The sequence below is a fragment of the Bradyrhizobium sp. SSBR45G genome, assembly GCF_030159255.1.
Lineage (GTDB): Bacteria > Pseudomonadota > Alphaproteobacteria > Rhizobiales > Xanthobacteraceae > Bradyrhizobium.
Genome location: NZ_BSCT01000016.1, coordinates 140667 through 158170, shown reverse-complemented (window position 1 = coordinate 158170; position 17504 = coordinate 140667). Strand labels below are relative to the sequence as shown.

Sequence of the window (17504 nt, the reverse complement as noted above, 5' to 3'; positions counted from 1 at the left end):
GCGAAGCAATCCAGAGTCCCGCCCACCACCCTGGATTGCTTCGCTGCGCTCGCAAGGACGGGGAGAGATTGAGCGTTCCTTGCGTGGACCGTGGGGCCGCACGCATCGGGATCCAAAAGCAGTCGCCCTGCCGTTGGAACGGACCGGACTAGCAAGATCTAGCGGAAGTAGTCCGTCACCAGCTGCATGTCGGCCTGATCGGCGACGGTGCCGTTCAGGCTCGAATCGATGAGGCGGCGGCAGGCCGCCACAGTCGCCTCGTCGCCGAGCTCATTCGCCGCCTCCAGCACGTGCCAGGCTGCATCGACGGCGGCACCATCCGCCGGGGCCTCGCGGCGGCCCGTCGCCGGCTCACGGCGAAGACGAAGTCCCATGCCATTCATCCGCAATCACCTTTCTCACGACGGTCAAAACGCCGCGGCGCGCGGTACAGGCACCGTGCCGCCCTTGCCGGGATTCTTGCGCGACTGGTAGAATTCGAGCACGCTGCGCGAGGTCTGCGCCTGAAGCTTCGCGTAGTCGCGCTCCAGCTCCTGCAGCTCACCGGCGGTGATGCGGTGGTCGCGCGCGCCGAGGAACGCCAGCGCCATCATCGTATCCCAGCTGAAGCCGAGCGCCTTTGCCAGCATCAGCAGCACCTCGCGGTCGCGATCGAACAGGGCGCGATCGACGACGTCGACCGGCAGGCCCGACAGCAGCGCGAGCCCGATCGTGACCTCGTCCACCTTGTGCGTCGTCGCGTAGCCGGCGATGGTGCTCTCGTGCAGATTGCCGTGGCGATGCTGGATCGTCACGGTGCGCTTGGCGACGAAGTAGTTGCGCGAGCCCGGACCGAACTTGGACTGCAGATCGCCGGCGATGTTGGCGACCGAGCTGTGGATCTCGCCGAGCAGCTCCGGCCGCTCGCTGGCGAGCCGCTTGCCGACGTCGTCGGAGGCCTTGGCGATCAGTTGCTGGAACAGATGCCTGGGGATGTCCAGCCGTCGGCCGAGATGCTCGGCCAGGATGGAGTCGTTCTCAGCCCGCTTCACCATGTGCAGGAAGCCCGAGCCGGAGAACTGCGCGCCGTGATTGCGCGCCACTGCCGTGGCGACCTCGCGGTTGCCGCGCGTCGCCAGCACGTCGGTCACGGCCGGGCTCAGGCTCTTGCGCGCGGCGATTGCGAGCAGATGCTCCTGGCTCTTGGTGCTGGCGTTCTCGACCAGCGCGGCGTCATCAAGCCGTTCGGACTCGCGCAGCACGGGGCCTGCGACCCAGATCTCGTCATCGAAGGCGAGCTTGCGGATGACGCTGGACGGCGAATACTCGATCCTGGCGAGGCGGTCGGCGAGCTTGGCGCGGGCTTCGACCTCGATCTCGTCGGCGAGCCGGCCGATCACCTCGCCGAAGGTCGCGATCTCCTCGTCACAATAGCGTCCTGCGATCAGAAGATCGGTGGCGTGCCAAAGCGCCCGCTCACGGCTGTCGGCCGTGCCTCGCGCGATGGCGTCTTCGAGGTCGCGCAAGACAGATCTGGTTTCGTTCATGATGAGAACCGCAAAGCCGCAACGAAAAAAGGAATGCGGCAAGATAGCGACGGAGCGCGAGATTTCCGTAACTTCACGGAGCAGCATTTGAGCTGCCTTTTCGTTCAAATGCCGAATGCCCGCTTAAGCATGCGCGAGCATCCGCCGCCTCAGCGCTCGCGCATCGCGTCGTGGACGTGCTCGCGCAAGGGGGCCAGCAGGAAGTCGATGATACGCCGCTTGCCGGTCAGGATCTCGGCCTTGACCGACATGCCCGGCACCAGCGCGGCGGCGCGGCCGTCGATGTCGAGCGTGGCGCGGTCAAGCGTGATGTGGACCATGTAGCGCAGCCGCTCGCTGGCCTCGACGCGATCGGTCTGGTCGGCCTGGCGCTCGGCGCCCTGCACGCCATTGGGATTGACCGGCGCGGCCTCGGCGTCGCGATCGACCGAGGTCACCTTGCCGCCGAGCAGGCCATAGCGCGTGAACGGGAAGGCATCGACCTTGAGCTCGACGCGCTGGCCGGCCTCGACGAAGCCGACGTCGCGGTTCTCGACCACGGCCTCGACCTCGATCCTGTCGTCGTCGGGAACGACGGACAGCAGCTGCTGCGCCGGTGTCACCACGGTGCCGGCCGCGGCAATGTGCATCTGCTGCACCGTGCCGTCGATCGGCGCGCGCAGCGTCTGCAGATCGGCGCGGCGCGTCGCCTTGGTCAGCGCCTCGCCGGCGGCGCGGGCGCGCTCGCGCGCGGTGGCGAGATCGCGCATCGCCTTGTCGCGCATGTCAGCCTCGGTCGCCGCTATCTTCTGATCGAGCCCGGCGATGGTGGCGTCGAGCGCGACGATCTTGGCCTTGTTGATCTCGAGCTCCGAGCGGGTCTCGACCAGCAGCTGCTGGCTCTCCAGCCGGGCGATGATCGAGGCATTGCCGATCTCGCTCGCCTTGATGCGGATGTCGGCGCGCTGGGCGACCATCGGCAGGGTCTGCTCGAATTTGGCAACGGTCTGCTGCAGCGCCTCGCGCTCGGCAATGTGCTGCGCGCGCTCCTGCGCCAGTGCCGCGAGTTGGCTGGCGCGCATCGCCATCTGCGCCGTGAGCTGGGCCTGGGCACGGGCGCGGTCGAGCGGCGCGGCGCCGACCACGAGGTCGAACGGCGCGCTCGTCACGCCGTCGAGAAAGGCTGCCAGCCGGACCTCGTCGAGCAGGCTCGCGATCAGATCGCTGCGGGCGCGATCGGCTTCCGCCGTCACCGCCGTCTTGTCGAGCTCGATCAGCGCATCGCCGGCACGCACGCGCTGGCCGGGCTGCACCAGCACCGTCTTGACGCTCGCCGTCTCGAACGGCTGCACGACCTGGGTGCGGGTATGCGAGATCACCTTGCCGCTGGCAACCGCGACGATATCGACCTTGCCGAGCACGGCCCAGCCAAGCGCGGCGAAGGTCACCGTGCACAGCGCCAGGGCGGTCATGCGTCCGAGCGGATTGGGCGGTGTCTCCGTGATCTCCAGGGCGGCGGGAAGGAATTCGCGCTCGGATGTCGTGCCGCCGAGCGAGAGGCCACGCAGAAGGCTTGCAGGTGTCGTCATTGCCTTCTCCTCAGCGGCCCGCGGACTGGATCCGGTGCAGCGTCGCATAGCGGCCGCCGCCGGCCACCAGTTGCTCGTGCGTGCCGTCCTCGATGATGACGCCGTTCTCGATCGTCAGGATGCGGTCGGCGCTGCGCACCGTCGACAGCCGGTGCGCGATGATCAGCACGGTTCGGCCGCGCACGATGTCGCGCATGTTGGACTGGATGATGCTCTCGGACTCGTAGTCCAGCGCCGAGGTCGCCTCGTCGAAAATGAGGATGCGGGGATCGCCGACCAGCGCGCGCGCGATCGCGATGCGCTGGCGCTGGCCGCCGGACAGCGACACGCCGCGCTCGCCGATCACCGTGTCATAGCCCTGCGGCATCCGGCAGATGAACTCATGCGCGCCGGCGAGCTTCGCCGCCTCCACGACCTTCTCCATCGGCAGCGCAGGGTCGGCCAGCGCGATGTTGTCGCGCACCGAGCGGTTGAACAGCACGTTCTCCTGCAGCACCACGCCGATCTGGCGGCGCAGCCAGGACGGATCGAGTACCGCGGTATCGATGCCGTCGACCAGCACGCGGCCGGCTTCCGGCTGGTACAGCCGCTGCGCCAGCTTGGCGATCGTACTCTTGCCCGAGCCGGACGGGCCGACGATGCCGACCACCTGCCCTGCCCCGATCTTCAAGGACACGTCGCGCAACACCGGCTGGGTGTTGAGGCCGTAGCGGAAGGTCACGCGCTCGAACTCGATCGCGCCCTCGAGCGGCGGCAGGTTCTGCTCGGCGCCGCCGCCATGCGCCTCGACCGGCGTGTTGAGGATGTCGCCGAGCCGCTCGACCGACAGCCGCACCTGATGAAAATCCTGCCAGACCTGTACGAGCCTCAGCACCGGACCGGAGACCTGGTTCGCCAGCATGTTGAAGGCGACGAGCTCGCCGACGGTCATCTTGTTCGCGATCACGAGGCCGGCGCCGACGAACAGGGTCAGCGCGCCGACGCCCTTGTTGAGCAGGCTCGCGGCCTGGCTCGCCCAATTGCCGATCTGCGACGCAGAGAAGGAAGCACCGACATAGCTCGCGAGTTGCTCCTCCCAGCGCCGCTGCATCAACGGCTCGACCGCCATCGCCTTGATGGTCTCGACGCCGGTGACGCTCTCGACCAGGAACGCCTGGTTCTCGGCGCCGCGGCGGAATTTTTCGTCGAGCCGGGTGCGGAACGCCGGCGTGGTGGCAAGCGACAGCAGCGCATAGACCGGCAAGGTCGCGCAGACGATCCAGGCGAGCGTCGCGCTGTAGAGGAACATCACACCGATGAAGACCGCGGCGAAGGCGAGATCAAGCACCAGGGTGATTGACGACGAGGTGATGAACTGCCGGATGGTCTCGAGCTCGCGCACCCGCGCGACGCTGTCGCCGACGCGGCGGCTCTCGAAATAGGCCAGCGGCAGCCGCATCAGATGCCGGAACAGCCGCGCGCCAAGCTCGACGTCGATGCGGTTGGAGGTGTGCGTGAACAGATAGGTGCGCAGGCCCGACAGCACCGCCTCGAACAAAGCGATCAGCGCGAGGCCGGCGACCATCACCTCCAGCGTCGAGAGGCCGCGATGCACCAGCACCTTGTCGATCACGACCTGGAAGATCATCGGCGTTGCCAGGCCGAACAGCTGGATCACGAACGAGGCCAGCAGCACCTCGATCAGGATGCGGCGATATTTTCCGATCGCGGCGACGAACCAGCTGAAATTGAACCGGCGCGCCGTATCCGACAGCTCCGCGCGCTTGGCGATCAGGATCAGCTTGCCGGACCAGATCGCCTCGAACTCGGCAAAGGTCAGCAGGCGCGGTCCCGCGTCGTTCAGCCCCTGGATCAGGACGCCGGTCTCCGTCACCTTGCCGATCACGGCGAAGCCGCCGTCCTTGAGCACCGTAACCGTCGGCAGCGGCGTGCTCTTCAGCCGCGCGACCTTCGAGGTGACGAGCTTGGCCTTGACGGGAAACCGCGCGGTCGCACGCAGCAGGTCATCGACTGTCAGCGCGTCGCTGCGGCCGGCCTCGTGCTGGATGCGGCCGGGATCGGCGACGATGCCGAGCAGATGCAATGACAGCGCCAGCGCCCATGCGCCCTGATCCGTACACGCCTTCATCGACTGATCCCGCCTCTCGGTCCGACGTCCCCGCCGACACCCTCCGAGGCCCGCGTTGGCATGGCGTTAAATCGGATGCTTAACGGGTGATGCACGCGTCCCCGCGCCGCTACGGAGGGGGCGCGAGCAGACGGGCCTCATCGTTCGAGACGCCCGCCTTTTGGCGGGCTCCTCACCATGAGGGGTCAAGCGCCGAGCCGCCACTCCAAATTAGCCTGAGCACGCGACTCTCGCTCCTCACCCTGAGGAGCCCGCCAGAGGCGGGCGTCTCGAAGGGCGAGGCCGGCTGCCCGGGCCTCATGGTTCGAGACGGCGCTACGCGCCTCCTCACCATGAGGGTTGCGCGCTCGAGACGGCGCAGCACATCGGCCGCAAGGAGCGTGCTCATGGAGAGGCTCGACGGATCGCGCTACCTGAGCATCACGCCGCCATCGGCATCGCCAGCGTGCGCTGCTGCGAGGCCAGGCCTTGCGTGAACGCGATGTTCGACGAACCGCCATCTGTGAGCGATGCGATCGCCTGGACGAAGCCGGAGGCTGTGCCCGCAAGGTCGTTGACATCGGAGGTCAGCTTCAGCCCCGACGAGGTCGTGGTCGTCGCCGACGCGATCTTCTTGGCATCGCCGACATTGTCGATGGTGATGGTGTCGCCGGCCGCCAGCAGAGTGGCGAGGCTGACCTCGAAGGTGGTCTGCCAATACTGACCATTCGCCGAGCCCCAGGGATTGCGGACCTGCAGCATGCCATTGGCGCTGTTGTAGCCGTAGATCGACATCGCATGGCTCGCCACCAGCGTGGTCTTGCCGGTCGAATCCTTGGCGTTGGTGTAGGACGACAGGATGACGTCGTCCCCCGCGGCGAGGCTGGCCGCGATGGTCGCCAGCACGCTCGATGTGGCATTGCCAGTGGTGTAGCCGGTCACGCCGAAGGACGAGTTGTAGACCACCTTGCCCCAGGAGCCGCCCATGGCGCGGAAGTCGGTGATCTGGCTGGCGCCGGTGATCGCCTCCAGCGCGATCTCGGGCGCGCCGCCATTGCCGATCGTGGTGTAGGAATTGCCGTAGTTGATGGAGTTTCCAGTGTAGACGCCGCTGGCCTGCAGCTCGGCATAGGCCTTCTCGGCGAGGCTCGCCCAGATGTCGCTGCCGCCATTGTTGAAAATGGTGCCGCCATTGGCGAGCGCACTGTTGACGGTAACGTAGCGCGCGGCGCCGTTGACGTAGAAGCGCACGCCGTAGGTGCCGTTGCCGTTCGCCGTGAACATCGACGAGATGACCGACTGCTCCTTGTAAGCAACCTCGGCGAGGCCCGCGAGCAGATAGCAGTCGCCCAGATAGCCCTGGTTGATGTCGTTGATGCTGGCGCCGGCGGCCGCGAACAGCGGCTTGGTCGAGTTGCTGTAGGACACCGAGAACTGGGTGTTGCCGAGGATCACCTTCGACGACGGCAGGTCGGTGCCGAGGAACCATTTGCCGATCAGCTCGGCGAATTGCAGCTCGGTGGCGTTCGCTGCAAGGTTGCCGAGCGCGACCGAGCTGGCGGCGCCGCCGGTCCAGGTCGCGTTCGCGGCATTGCCATTGACGAACGCCTGCGTGATGTAGGTCAGGTAGCTCGAGGTCGAGACGCCGTTGTTGAGATTGGCGGCGATGGTCTTGAGATCGGCGAGCTGGCTGGCGCTCAGCTTGGTCTTGGTCGCAGCCAGCGACGCGTCGATGTCGGTGAAGACCTTGAGCAGGCCGGCATAGGTGACGGTGCCGTTGGTGATGGCCGCCGTCATGTCGGCCTTGATCGCGGCATTGGTGAGCGTGCTCACCCAGGCCGGCGCCGCCGTCTTGGTGGTGGACGTGGCGGCGACTGTCGAGGTGGAGGTGGTCGTGCTCCCGCTCGTGGTCGAGGACGACGCCGTGGTCACGGTCGCGGCGACGCTACAGAAATTGCCATAGAGCGCGATGGTTGCCGACGAATCCGCAGCCGGGGTGGCAGGCGCCGGGGCCGCGGCAGCCTGGTTGGCCAGCCACAGCGGGGTCAGATCGGGTGTGAGCCAGCTGTCGTTCTCGAAGAATCCGGTCTGGTCGCTGGTCTGGTCGGCTTGCGGCTTACGTAAGCCCTGCGGCTGGATCGGCATTGGTCGAGGCTCTCCGTGAACGATGGGGTCTTTGTCGTGATCGGCATCGCGATCGGGTTCCCATCGTTCGCACCAGCCCTTGCCGTGAAGCTGCATGATCCGTTCGAATTTTAGAAATTTGTCGCGATCAACAGTATGGTTTGACCGTTCGATCGGTAGGAATTTACGGATCGGCAGCAAATGATACGGAGTCCGTATTCATACGGGCTCGCTCGTCCGGGCCGGGCGCGTGCTGCCGCCGATGTGCCCCGCTGCTTCGGCTTGCTCCGTCATTGCGAGCGCAGCGAAGCAATCCAGGATCCCGCCCACGACTCTGGATTGCTTCGCTACGCTCGCAATGACGGGGTGAACGCTTACGGACGCCCGCGCATGTGAGCTCGTCGGGACCGGTCTCAATCTCCAAGCTCGCTCCGTGACGTTCGCCCCCGACAGGACAGTCGCCAACTTGAGACCCACGGCTGATCATGGATTCGTACCGAGCGAGCGGAGTTCAGCTCGTGCCACTGTCGACGCGGCGAAGCCGTCAGGACAGATATTCACCGCCTCCCCGAGAAGTTTGGCAGCCTTGCCCTGGTCCTTCTCGGCCAGCGCGAACTCGCCGGCGAAATAATTGGCCGTACACATCTGCCCATTGAGTTTCGATGGATCAGGATCGTCGGCCTTCGACATCAGCTCGCTGAAGGTGATCTCGCCGAGATAAAACCTGATGATCGGTCCCGGCCAGGCCGACAGATTGAGGCCCTTGGCAACTTCGGCAAGCTGGCTCGGCTGGGCGCTGCGTCGGCGCGCGACGTCCAGCCAGAGTTGAACGTAGCGATCTCTTGGATTCGGCTCCAGTGATCGACTGAAATCGCTCGCAGCGTCCTGCACGTCGCCGATTTCGAGGTACAGAAAGGCGCGGCTGCGGTAGAGGCCGAAATTCTTCGGGTCAAGCCCAATGGCCTGATTGAGACTGGCCATGGCGGCGTCGATCTCTCCTCGGCGCTGCTGCACGATGGCCATGCCGGCAAATCCGCGCGAGCTTTTTGCATCGACCTGGATGGCCCGCTCGAAATCCGCGACGGCGCGATCGAGATCGCTTTTGGAGAGATAGATTTCGCCTCTGCAAACGTAACCATCGTCCCGCTGCGGACCGATCTCGATCGCCTTGCTGCAGTCGTCCATCGCGCGATCGAGATCCCGCATGCTCCTGTAGGCCCGACTGCGGCCGACATAGGCCGTGAGATTCTCCGGATGGACCCGCAGGGCCTGTCCATAGTCAGCAACCGCGCCGTCGAAGTCTCGCTTGGCAAAGCGAAGCATGGCACGTCCGATAAGTGCATCGACGTTCCTGCGATCGGTCGCAATGATCTTGTCGAAATCAGCAGTCGCAGCCTCCGGGTCGCGCTGAAGCAGATGGACAGACGCGCGCCGGAGCCTGGCGGCCACATCGTTGGGATCGCGTTCGATGATCCGGTCATAGTCCGCGATTGCGAGGTCCAGCTGCCCTTTCAAGGCGTAGGCCTCGGCGCGCCGGAGCCGGGCAAAAGCATCGCTTTGCTGCCTGGCGGCCGCCGCTTCGATCACGGCCGTGCAGCCAACGATCCGGTCGTCCAGGCTCAGATTTCCCTCGTTGCCGCACGTCGCACTCGAGTGCGCTTGCGCGCGTGCAACGCCCATCGAGAGGGACGCTGCAACAGCCAGCGCCAAGGCCGCTGGGATCACCCGCCCCCGCCAAGTCTCCGTCATGACCCCCCCTGCCCGTTCGCCGATCAGGATACCAGCGAAGGTCCGGCCCGACAACGCGGTGCGGCAAGCCAAGGGGCGTCGGCTATGTCCGCGCCGCGATCAGTGCCCGCAGCCTGAGCTTGCTCGCGTGACCGACGGATGGTGACGAAGTCCGGAATCTGCCACCACTCACAGCGGGCCGGCTGGATGGCGGGAATGGCGCCCGGCGCCAACCTCCCCCGGCGCGCAGGAGGCGGGCCTGCGCGGTAGCTCACGGCATGACGCGAAGAACGCGCGCCTCCGCTTCGGCGACCGATCGCTCTGGCGACGTCCAGGAGCACTCGGCGAGTGCCCGGTCGATCAGCCGCATGGCGTCGGTCTCGCGGCTCTGCTCAAGCATCAGCTCGCCGGCGAAGAAGCTCGCCTCGCATCGCCGAGCCGTGCGCATCGCAGGATCATCGCGGTTGGCCGCCGCGAGCACGGCCTCTGTCGTCTCCTGCCCGAGGAAGAGACGAACGATCGGCGCCGGCCATTTGCGCATGTCGAGCCGCTTCGCCCGGTCGGCGAGGTCGCTCGGCAGGCCGGCGCGGCGGCGGGCGAGATCCAGCCACAGGGCCGCCTCGGCATTCTGCGGATCCATCTCGCTCAGCCGTCTGAATTCGTCCTGCGACTGCTCGAGCAGACCGGCCTGGAAACTTGCAATGCCCAGTGCGCGATGGGCTTGCGAACGTAAATCATCGCGCGCCGACGTCGGCGGCGGTTCGCTTTGGTGCAGATGAGGAGCGGCGTGATTGAAGGCCGCTAGAAGATCGGCCGAGGACTGCTGAATGACGAGCTTGTAGTCGTCGATGGCGTGATCGACATCTCCCTTGCGAAGATAGGCCGCCGCCCGCGCGAAACGGGCCTTGAGCACCTGCGGCGTCGCCGGCTTGCTGCGCTCGATCACCTTCGTGAATTCGGCAATGCGCTCGTCGACGCCGAGACCCGTCGTAGTCGTGGACCGCTGCGCGGCTGCGGATTGCGCACTCGCCGACAAGCCAAAGATCGCGCCGATGATCAGCGCACAACCCAGAAACAAGCGCCATCGCTGCCTAGCCATGAATTCCCCCTTGGTATCGCCAATCGTGCAGCGATCTAACCAAAGCCGATCGGTCGGGCCACAATCCGAGATTGCATTCAGAAATCATCCTTCAGCCGCTGTAAACGCGATCTCAGACTCGCGCACGCGTCAGGCGTCATCAACGTCTCCCGCCTTGTGATCCGGGCGACGTTTCAATCGGCGATTGCGCGATCTGTCAGGCTTGACCAAGGCCGTCCGCAGCGGGCGCAGCGCTGCAAGCGAGCTCGCCACCCAGCCCGCGAGGCATTCGATGATTCTGATCACCGGGGACAAAGACGCGGCGGCCGGTCGAGGCGGCAGCTCGCACGGGTCGGCTACTTCGCCTCGGCGATCAGCGCCTGCAGCCTGACCAGCTCGGCCTCCAGATTGGCCTCGACCTCCGCCGCCCTCACCTCGGTGACGCGATAGTCGCGGCTTTCCAGCCACGCCCGTCGCTGGGCGCGATCCGCCACCACGCCCTCGCTCTCGTCGGGGCCGACCAGCTCGATCGCAAGGCGGTGGATGAAGGAGACGAAGTCCGGGATGTGACGGCCGACCGGGGTCTGGCGCTTGAACTGGCCGGCGAAGCGGCGGTCGCGCGACAGCGCGTGCCACAGCGCCCGCTCGGCATCGGTCGGATTGCGGCGGAGCAGCCGCGCCAGCCCGCGCAGCGAGCCGCGCGAATCCGGCAGGTTGGCGACCGTGCCCTGCTCGGCGATCAAGGCGCGCAGCCGCGTCGCCTGCTCGCTGTCGAGCACGCCGCCCTTCGCCGGCCCCTTGCGCCCCTCGGCGATCGCCATGACCACCCCGTGCAGGGTGTGGATGTCCTGCCGCGACGGCTCCATGCGGAAGAAGATGTTGCGCAGATTGACCAGCATGGTCTCGCGCTTCTCGGCCGGGCGCAGGAATTCGACCCGGTCGAGCTCGCGCACCAGGTTCTCGAAGAACGCTTCCATCTGGCCCTGGGACGACCGCTCGGAGCGCTCCGGCATCGCGAACGGCAGCGCGCCAGAGGTCGCCAGCTTGAACCATTCGTAGCCCATCAGCAGCACGGCCTGGGCGAGGTTCAGCGAGGCGAAGCCCGGATTGACCGGATAGGTGATGATGCGGTTGGCGCGGGCGACCTCCTCGTTGGTCAGGCCGGCGCGCTCGCGGCCGAACAGGATGCCGGCCCGGCCGCCGCCGGCGATGTGGCCCTGCATCTCCCGGGCCGCCCCCTCCGGCCCCATCACCGGCTTGGCCTGGTCGTGCGACCGGGCGGTGGTCGCGAACACCAGGTCGAGATCGGCGATCGCCTCCGGCAAGGTCTCGAACAGCCGGACGTGATTGATGATGTGGTCGGCCCCGGCCGCCGCCCGTTGGGCTGCGATGTTCGGCCAGCCGTCGCGCGGGTTGACGAGGCGCAGCTCGGACAGTGCGAAATTCCCCATGGCGCGCGCGGCCATGCCGATGTTCTCGCCGAGCTGCGGCTCGACCAGGATCACCACCGGTCCTGCGATCTCAACGCCCGTCTTGGTCTTGTCGGTGCCCGACACGATCGGTCCTCAACTTCCATCTCACGTGAGGCGCCGACGCGCGCCCCGCCCGCTCCGTTGGCCCGGCCGGCAAGAATTCTCAAGCAAAATAATCGGCTTAGCCCGAAATTTTGCGGTTTGGCCGAAACGGCAGGCAGCTCGCCCGGCCGCCAACGCCGACGGCATGGGCACGATGCGAAATTCAGCACCGGGCGCATACCGGGTGCGCTTCCGCCCGCGGTGCAGCAGTGCTATGACGCGCTTGATTTCACAAGCGCTTTCCATTCCTGGCGCGCTGTTCCCAAGAAGGCCCCATCGATCATGGCAAAAATCAAGGTGACCAACCCGGTCGTCGAGCTCGACGGCGACGAGATGACCCGGATCATCTGGCAGTACATCAAGGATAAGCTGATCAACCCGTTCCTTGACATCGAGCTGCAGTATTACGACCTGGGGATGGAGAGCCGCGACAAGACCAACGACCAGATCACGATCGATGCGGCCAACGCCATCAAGAAGGTCGGCGTCGGCGTGAAGTGCGCGACCATCACCCCCGACGAAGCGCGCGTGAAGGAGTTCGGCCTCAAGGAGATGTGGAAGTCGCCGAACGGCACCATCCGCAACATCCTTGGCGGCGTCGTGTTCCGCGAGCCGATCATCTGCAAGAACGTGCCGCGCCTCGTCCCCGGCTGGACCAAGCCGATCATCATCGGCCGCCACGCCTATGGCGACCAGTACCGCGCCACCGACTTCAAATTCCCCGGCAAGGGCGTCCTGACGATGAAGTTCGTCGGCGACGACGGCACCGTGATCGAGAAGGAAGTCTTCAAGGCGCCCGGCCCGGGCATCGCGATGGAGATGTATAATCTCGACGAGTCGATCTACGACTTCGCCCGCGCCTCGCTCAACATGGGCCTCTCCAAGAACTACTCGGTCTACCTGTCGACCAAGAACACGATCCTGAAGGTCTATGACGGCCGCTTCAAGGACATCTTCCAGGAGGTGTACGAGAACGAGTTCAAGGACAAGTTCGAGGCCAAGAAGATCACCTATGAGCACCGCCTGATCGACGACATGGTCGCGGCGGCGCTGAAATGGTCGGGCGGCTATGTCTGGGCCTGCAAGAACTATGACGGCGACGTGCAGTCCGACACCGTGGCCCAGGGCTACGGCTCGCTCGGCCTGATGACCTCCGTGCTGATGACCCCGGACGGCCAGACCATGGAGGCCGAGGCCGCCCACGGCACGGTGACCCGCCATTTCCGCGAGCACCAGAAGGGCAAGGAGACCTCGACCAACTCGATCGCCTCGATCTTCGCCTGGACCCGTGGCCTGTCCCACCGCGCCAAGCTCGACAACAATGCCGAGCTCGCCAAGTTCGCCTCCACCCTGGAGAAGGTCTGCGTCGACACCGTCGAGGCCGGCTACATGACCAAGGACCTGGCGCTGCTGGTCGGCGCCGACCAGCGCTGGCTGTCGACCACCGGCTTCCTCGACAAGATCGCCGAGAACCTGACCAAGGCGATGGCGGCGTAAGCCTCCCCACTTCCGCCTTGCATCGTCGCCACTATCACGGGTCGCGCTACGGCGCGGCCCGTTTGCATTTGCAGCACCCGAGGATTTTCAACGATGCACCCACGTCTCACACTTCCCGCACTGCTCCTGCTCGCGGCCCTCCCCGGCCGCGCCGCAGCGGCCGAGGCCGCGATTCCCGACGCGCTGGTCGCGGCCGGCGAGAAGGCTGTCCTGACGCTGCACGCCGAAGGCGCGCAGGTCTATGAATGCAAGGCGGGCTCCGACGGCAAGCTCGCCTGGACCTTTCGCGAGCCGATCGCCACCCTGTTCGAGAACGGCAAGACAATCGGCCGGCATTATGCCGGCCCGAGCTGGGAGCACCAGGACGGCTCGATCGTGGGCGGGCGGGTGGTCGGCACCGCGATGGGAGCCACCGACAATGACATCCCCTGGCTGAAGCTCGCCGTCGTGTCCCATCGCGGCGGCCAGGGCGTGCTGTCGGACATCACCACCGTGCAGCGGATCAACACGGCCGGCGGCAAGCTCGACGGCGCCTGTGAGGCCGCGGGACAATATCGCAGCGTCGCCTACGCCGCGGACTATGTCTTCCTGCGCAAGGAGTGAGCGGATGGGACAGCGCCTCGCCGGGAGACCTCAAGCGCACATCCCAGGCCTGTCCGCCATGTGCGCCGCATTCCCGCTGCAAGCCACGGAGGGAGGTGGATGACGTCTCCCCTCGCCGACTGGCCCCGTCCGCATTTCGCCGCGGGCGGTCCGAACCCCTTCCTCTGCTATGTGGTCTATGGCTGGGTCGACATCGACCGCCCGTTCTCGCGGGGGACCTATCGATCGCGCGGCGTGCCGGAGGGCCTCGATCTCACCGGTTACGGCCCGACGGTCCACCCCGCGGTGGTGACACGGTTTCGGACCGGCCATGCCTGGAGCCGGCTCGTCGCCCAGGATCCTGATCTGGCGGCGGTCGTCGCCGCCCAGGACTTCTGCCTCGTCGTGAGAGGCGACATCACCGATCCGCCGACACTGAGCTATTTTCGCGACGTGATCGGTCTCTTGACCTTCTGCCTGGATGCCGGAGGTGTCGCGATCTACGACCCTCAGATCCTGAAATGGTGGAGCCCGGCGGACTGGCGCGCCAGGGCGTTCGGCATCGGACATTGCGAGCCACGGCAGCATGTCGTCACCTTCGTCTCGCCCGACCAGGATGGCACGGCGTGGTTTCACACCCGCGGCATGCGCAAGTTCGGCCGTCCGGACATCAGCATTCATGGCGTGCGCGCCGAACACCGCGCTGCCATCATCGACCTCGTCAACCGCTTCATCGACCTGCTCGCCTTCGGCGGCCTGGTAGCCGACGGGCAGGAAATCCGCATGAGCACGCTGCCGGCCGGAATGTCCTGCTGGCGCCGGGGCTCGGAGGATGATCCTGCCTTCAACAATGAGCATCTCGAGATCGTGTGGCCCGACGGCAAGGGCCGATAGCGCAGCTATCGACCAGAGGTTCGCACGAGATTGTCGACGATGCCGGAACCTTCGTCGACGAGCTGCCGGGCACTCATCCAGACATCGCGGCCTGCGATCCTCTTGCGCATCACGGCCAGCCAAGCGGCACTGACGCCACGAATGCCGATGTCGTAGCGGAACAGGTCGTCGGTCGCGGCGGTCTTCACGATCCGCGACAGCACCTCTTTCTCAGCCTCGCCGATCTCCTGCCGGTTCAGTCCGTCCCGCGCATTGCTGGTCAGGCTGGCCTCATGAAACATGAAATAGGCTTCGGGGTCAGCCATCCGCCTTTCGCCGGCGAGAAAGATCGGGACGCACATCGAGGCGCAGACGCCGGCTCGCTCCACCAAAGTGTCGATCGTCCGATCGCGTCCGCGGATCGCGGCGGCGACCAGGCGGCCATGATGGATCGAGCCGCCCGGCGAGTTCAGAAGCAGCACCAGCCGGCGCGGGTCGGACCTGTAGCGATCCAGCGCCGCGCCGATGCGCTCGCTCATCGGCTCCTGCACCGGTCCGCTCCAGCCGAGCACGATGCGCTCCGGCTCCTCCCGGATCGACAGGATCTGCCGAGAGGCGACGTCGCCCGAGTCGGAGGGCCATTGAAAGGACCACCAGACCAACAGGACAGCGCCGAGGATGCCGAGCGCTTTGAGCAGTCTCACGAGGGGCCTCCGCAACTCCAGGCACGAGCGAACTCTGAGCGCGCAGTCAGTGATTGAGCGATTTCCAGAAGGTGAGCGCCGCAGCGACCGTCATGAGGGCCAGGATGACGGCGCCAAAAACGAACGAGAGCGTCCGGTTCCAGAGTTTCGTTTCCGCTGCGTAGTAGATCGAGACCGCCGCGCGATCGACCGTCGAGCGCACCGGCACGAGGGCCTCCCCGCCTCCCCCGGAAAACAACATGAAGAAATCGATGTTGATGAGGGCTTGATCAGGCTGGGCGATGGACGCGATCTTGGCGCTGCAGGAGGTGATCACGAAGTTCGTTCGCTTGCATCTGCCTTCGGTGGCTTTCAGGTCATAGGCCGGTTGCCACGTTCCAGCGAGGCGGCGATCGCGCCGAAGGTCCGGACCATAGTTGACGAGGAATCCGTAAAGCATGGCGCCACAGGCCAGCATGACGATGGCCCACCGAATCGGACTGCCCTTCACCGGAGCGTCCTCAGCCGCAGCCGCCTCTGTCGCGGCTTGGCTGGCGACTTGGCTGGAGACTTGGCTCCTTGCCGCAGTCATATCGACATTGAAGGATTGAGCTGTGGCACCAACCCCGGACTGGCGCTTGCCGAACGTCATTTGTGGTCACTCCCCGACAACAAAGCCGTTCGCTACCTAAGGATGAACGCTATAAAACTTCGCTAAGATGCGGCGGCGAATTCTCAGGATGTCGACAAATCCCAGCCTCAATCACTGATTGCAATTCCAGTTGATGCTGCTGACGTACTTCGACGGACCTCGCCCCACGCCTGGCGGCGTCGCGCAGGATAGGCCGCGACCCGCCCGCCCCGCTCAGAGGCCAAGCCGATCGCGCAGCCGGCCTGCGATCACTGCCCCCGTCACCGCGACCGGCCATAAGGCATGCAGCGGCATCGGCTGGATGCCTGTGATGGGCATGTCGATCTCGGCCCCGGCCCCGCCGATCAGCCGGCGCGCGAGCTGGCCACCCATCGCCGTTGACAGGGCCACGCCGCGGCCGTTGCAGCCGAGCGAGATCAGGACGCTTTCGGCGGGCTCATGCACGTGAGGATAGTGATCCTTGGTGATGGCGAGCCGGCTGTTCCAGCCGTGAGTCCAGGCTATGCCCTTGAGCTGCGGCCATAGCCGTTCGGCATAGCGCATGAGATAGCCGACATCACCAGGCGAATTGATCCAGCGCATCGGGCCGCGGCCGCCCATCAGCAGCCGGTTGTGCTGGTCGATGCGGTAGTAGACCGTGATGTGACCGCTCTCATACAGCACCGAGCGTGTCGGCATGATCGCGCGCACGACGTCATCCGGCAACGGCGCCGTCGCGGCGATCGAGGAGAACACCGGAATCACAGTGCGGCGCAGGTCCGGCCAGAGATCGTCGGTGAAGCCGTTCGTCGCGATCAGCACCTTGTCGGCGTGCACCGCCGCGTGCGGCGTCTCGATCCGCCAACGCGTGCCGTCGCGGCGCAGCGACAGCGCCGGGGTGTCGCCATGAACGGCGGCGCCCGCCGAGATCGCCGCACGCGCCAGCCCGCGCGCGTAGTTCAGCGGATGCAGGTCGCCGCCGCGCGCATCGAACATGGCGCAGACATAGCGGTCGCTGCCGGTGACCTCGCGCAGCTTCTCGCGGTCATACAGCGCCACCGGCATGCCGCGCCGAATGCACTGCTCGGCCGTGCGCTCGATCGCCGCCGCGCTCGCGGGATGATAGGCCGCGCGCAGCGTGCCCTGCTGCCGCGCCTCGCAGGGAATCTGGTAGCGGCGGATCAGGTCATGGGTGAAGTCTGTCGTGCCATAGGAGAATTCGATCATGCGGCGGCCGAGATCGGCGCCGAAATCGGCCTCGATCTGATCCGGATCGTGCTTCAGGCCCGGATTGGTGTGGCCGCCATTGTTGCCTGAGGCGCCCCAACCGGGCTCCTGCGCCTCGAGCACCACGCAGTCGGTGCCCTGCTCCGCCAGATGCAATGCCGTCGACAGACCGGTGAAGCCGCCGCCGATGATCGCAACCGAGACGGTGCGGTCGACGTCGAGCGGCGGGGTTGCCACGGCCGCAACAGCGGTCACGGCATAGACCGACGGCGGCAGCGGAAGGCGGTGGGACGTGGTCATGACGGA

14 protein-coding genes are annotated in these 17504 nt (G+C 66.1%); 3 read left to right on the top strand and 11 right to left on the bottom strand.

Features of this window, described 5'->3' with window-relative positions; genetic code table 11:
- Positions 1-158: 158 nt before the first annotated feature.
- The 8 genes from QQL87_RS19720 to QQL87_RS19685 form a co-directional block, all read right to left on the bottom strand.
- Entirely contained in the window at positions 159-383 is a 225-nt protein-coding gene (locus QQL87_RS19720; protein WP_502871196.1) for a hypothetical protein, read from the bottom strand.
- Positions 384-407: 24 nt separating this feature from the next.
- Positions 408-1526: a DUF2336 domain-containing protein gene (locus QQL87_RS19715; RefSeq protein ID WP_284418982.1), complete on the bottom strand. Its 1119-nt coding sequence runs from the start codon at positions 1524-1526 to the stop codon at positions 408-410.
- 149 nt (positions 1527-1675) lie between these two features.
- Entirely contained in the window at positions 1676-3094 is a 1419-nt protein-coding gene (locus tag QQL87_RS19710; protein ID WP_284418981.1) for an HlyD family type I secretion periplasmic adaptor subunit, read from the bottom strand.
- 10 nt (positions 3095-3104) lie between these two features.
- Complete coding sequence (locus QQL87_RS19705) at positions 3105-5222, bottom strand: type I secretion system permease/ATPase (protein WP_284418980.1); 2118 nt, start codon at positions 5220-5222, stop codon at positions 3105-3107.
- Between the two features lie 420 nt (positions 5223-5642).
- Entirely contained in the window at positions 5643-7346 is a 1704-nt protein-coding gene (locus QQL87_RS19700) for a C2 family cysteine protease (RefSeq protein ID WP_284418979.1), read from the bottom strand.
- Between the two features lie 462 nt (positions 7347-7808).
- Positions 7809-9074, bottom strand: coding sequence for a tetratricopeptide repeat protein (locus QQL87_RS19695; RefSeq protein WP_284418978.1), 1266 nt, complete (start codon positions 9072-9074; stop codon positions 7809-7811).
- A 250-nt stretch (positions 9075-9324) separates the two neighbouring features.
- Complete coding sequence (locus tag QQL87_RS19690) at positions 9325-10152, bottom strand: hypothetical protein (protein ID WP_284418976.1); 828 nt, start codon at positions 10150-10152, stop codon at positions 9325-9327.
- A 335-nt stretch (positions 10153-10487) separates the two neighbouring features.
- Positions 10488-11687 carry a TrmJ/YjtD family RNA methyltransferase gene (locus tag QQL87_RS19685; RefSeq protein ID WP_284418975.1) on the bottom strand — a complete coding sequence of 400 codons (1200 nt, stop codon included), beginning with the start codon at positions 11685-11687 and terminating at the stop codon, positions 10488-10490.
- A gap of 300 nt (positions 11688-11987) precedes the next feature.
- On the opposite strand from QQL87_RS19685, the gene QQL87_RS19680 reads away from it, so the two are divergent.
- The 3 genes from QQL87_RS19680 to QQL87_RS19670 all read left to right on the top strand — a co-directional run bounded on the left by QQL87_RS19680 (position 11988) and on the right by QQL87_RS19670 (position 14678).
- Positions 11988-13202 (top strand): NADP-dependent isocitrate dehydrogenase, encoded by a 1215-nt coding sequence (locus QQL87_RS19680; protein WP_284418974.1) that lies wholly within the window; start codon positions 11988-11990, stop codon positions 13200-13202.
- Positions 13203-13295: 93 nt separating this feature from the next.
- Entirely contained in the window at positions 13296-13805 is a 510-nt protein-coding gene (locus QQL87_RS19675) for a DUF3455 domain-containing protein (RefSeq protein WP_284418973.1), read from the top strand.
- A 99-nt stretch (positions 13806-13904) separates the two neighbouring features.
- Complete coding sequence (locus tag QQL87_RS19670; protein WP_284418972.1) at positions 13905-14678, top strand: hypothetical protein; 774 nt, start codon at positions 13905-13907, stop codon at positions 14676-14678.
- A 5-nt stretch (positions 14679-14683) separates the two neighbouring features.
- Here the strand turns inward: QQL87_RS19670 and QQL87_RS19665 are convergent, their stop codons facing one another.
- The 3 genes from QQL87_RS19665 to QQL87_RS19655 all read right to left on the bottom strand — a co-directional run bounded on the left by QQL87_RS19665 (position 14684) and on the right by QQL87_RS19655 (position 17498).
- Complete coding sequence (locus QQL87_RS19665) at positions 14684-15361, bottom strand: ATP-dependent Clp protease proteolytic subunit (RefSeq protein ID WP_284418971.1); 678 nt, start codon at positions 15359-15361, stop codon at positions 14684-14686.
- A 46-nt stretch (positions 15362-15407) separates the two neighbouring features.
- Positions 15408-15992 (bottom strand): hypothetical protein, encoded by a 585-nt coding sequence (locus QQL87_RS19660; RefSeq protein WP_284418970.1) that lies wholly within the window; start codon positions 15990-15992, stop codon positions 15408-15410.
- Positions 15993-16205: 213 nt separating this feature from the next.
- Entirely contained in the window at positions 16206-17498 is a 1293-nt protein-coding gene (locus QQL87_RS19655) for an NAD(P)/FAD-dependent oxidoreductase (protein WP_284418969.1), read from the bottom strand.
- Positions 17499-17504 lie beyond the last annotated feature (6 nt).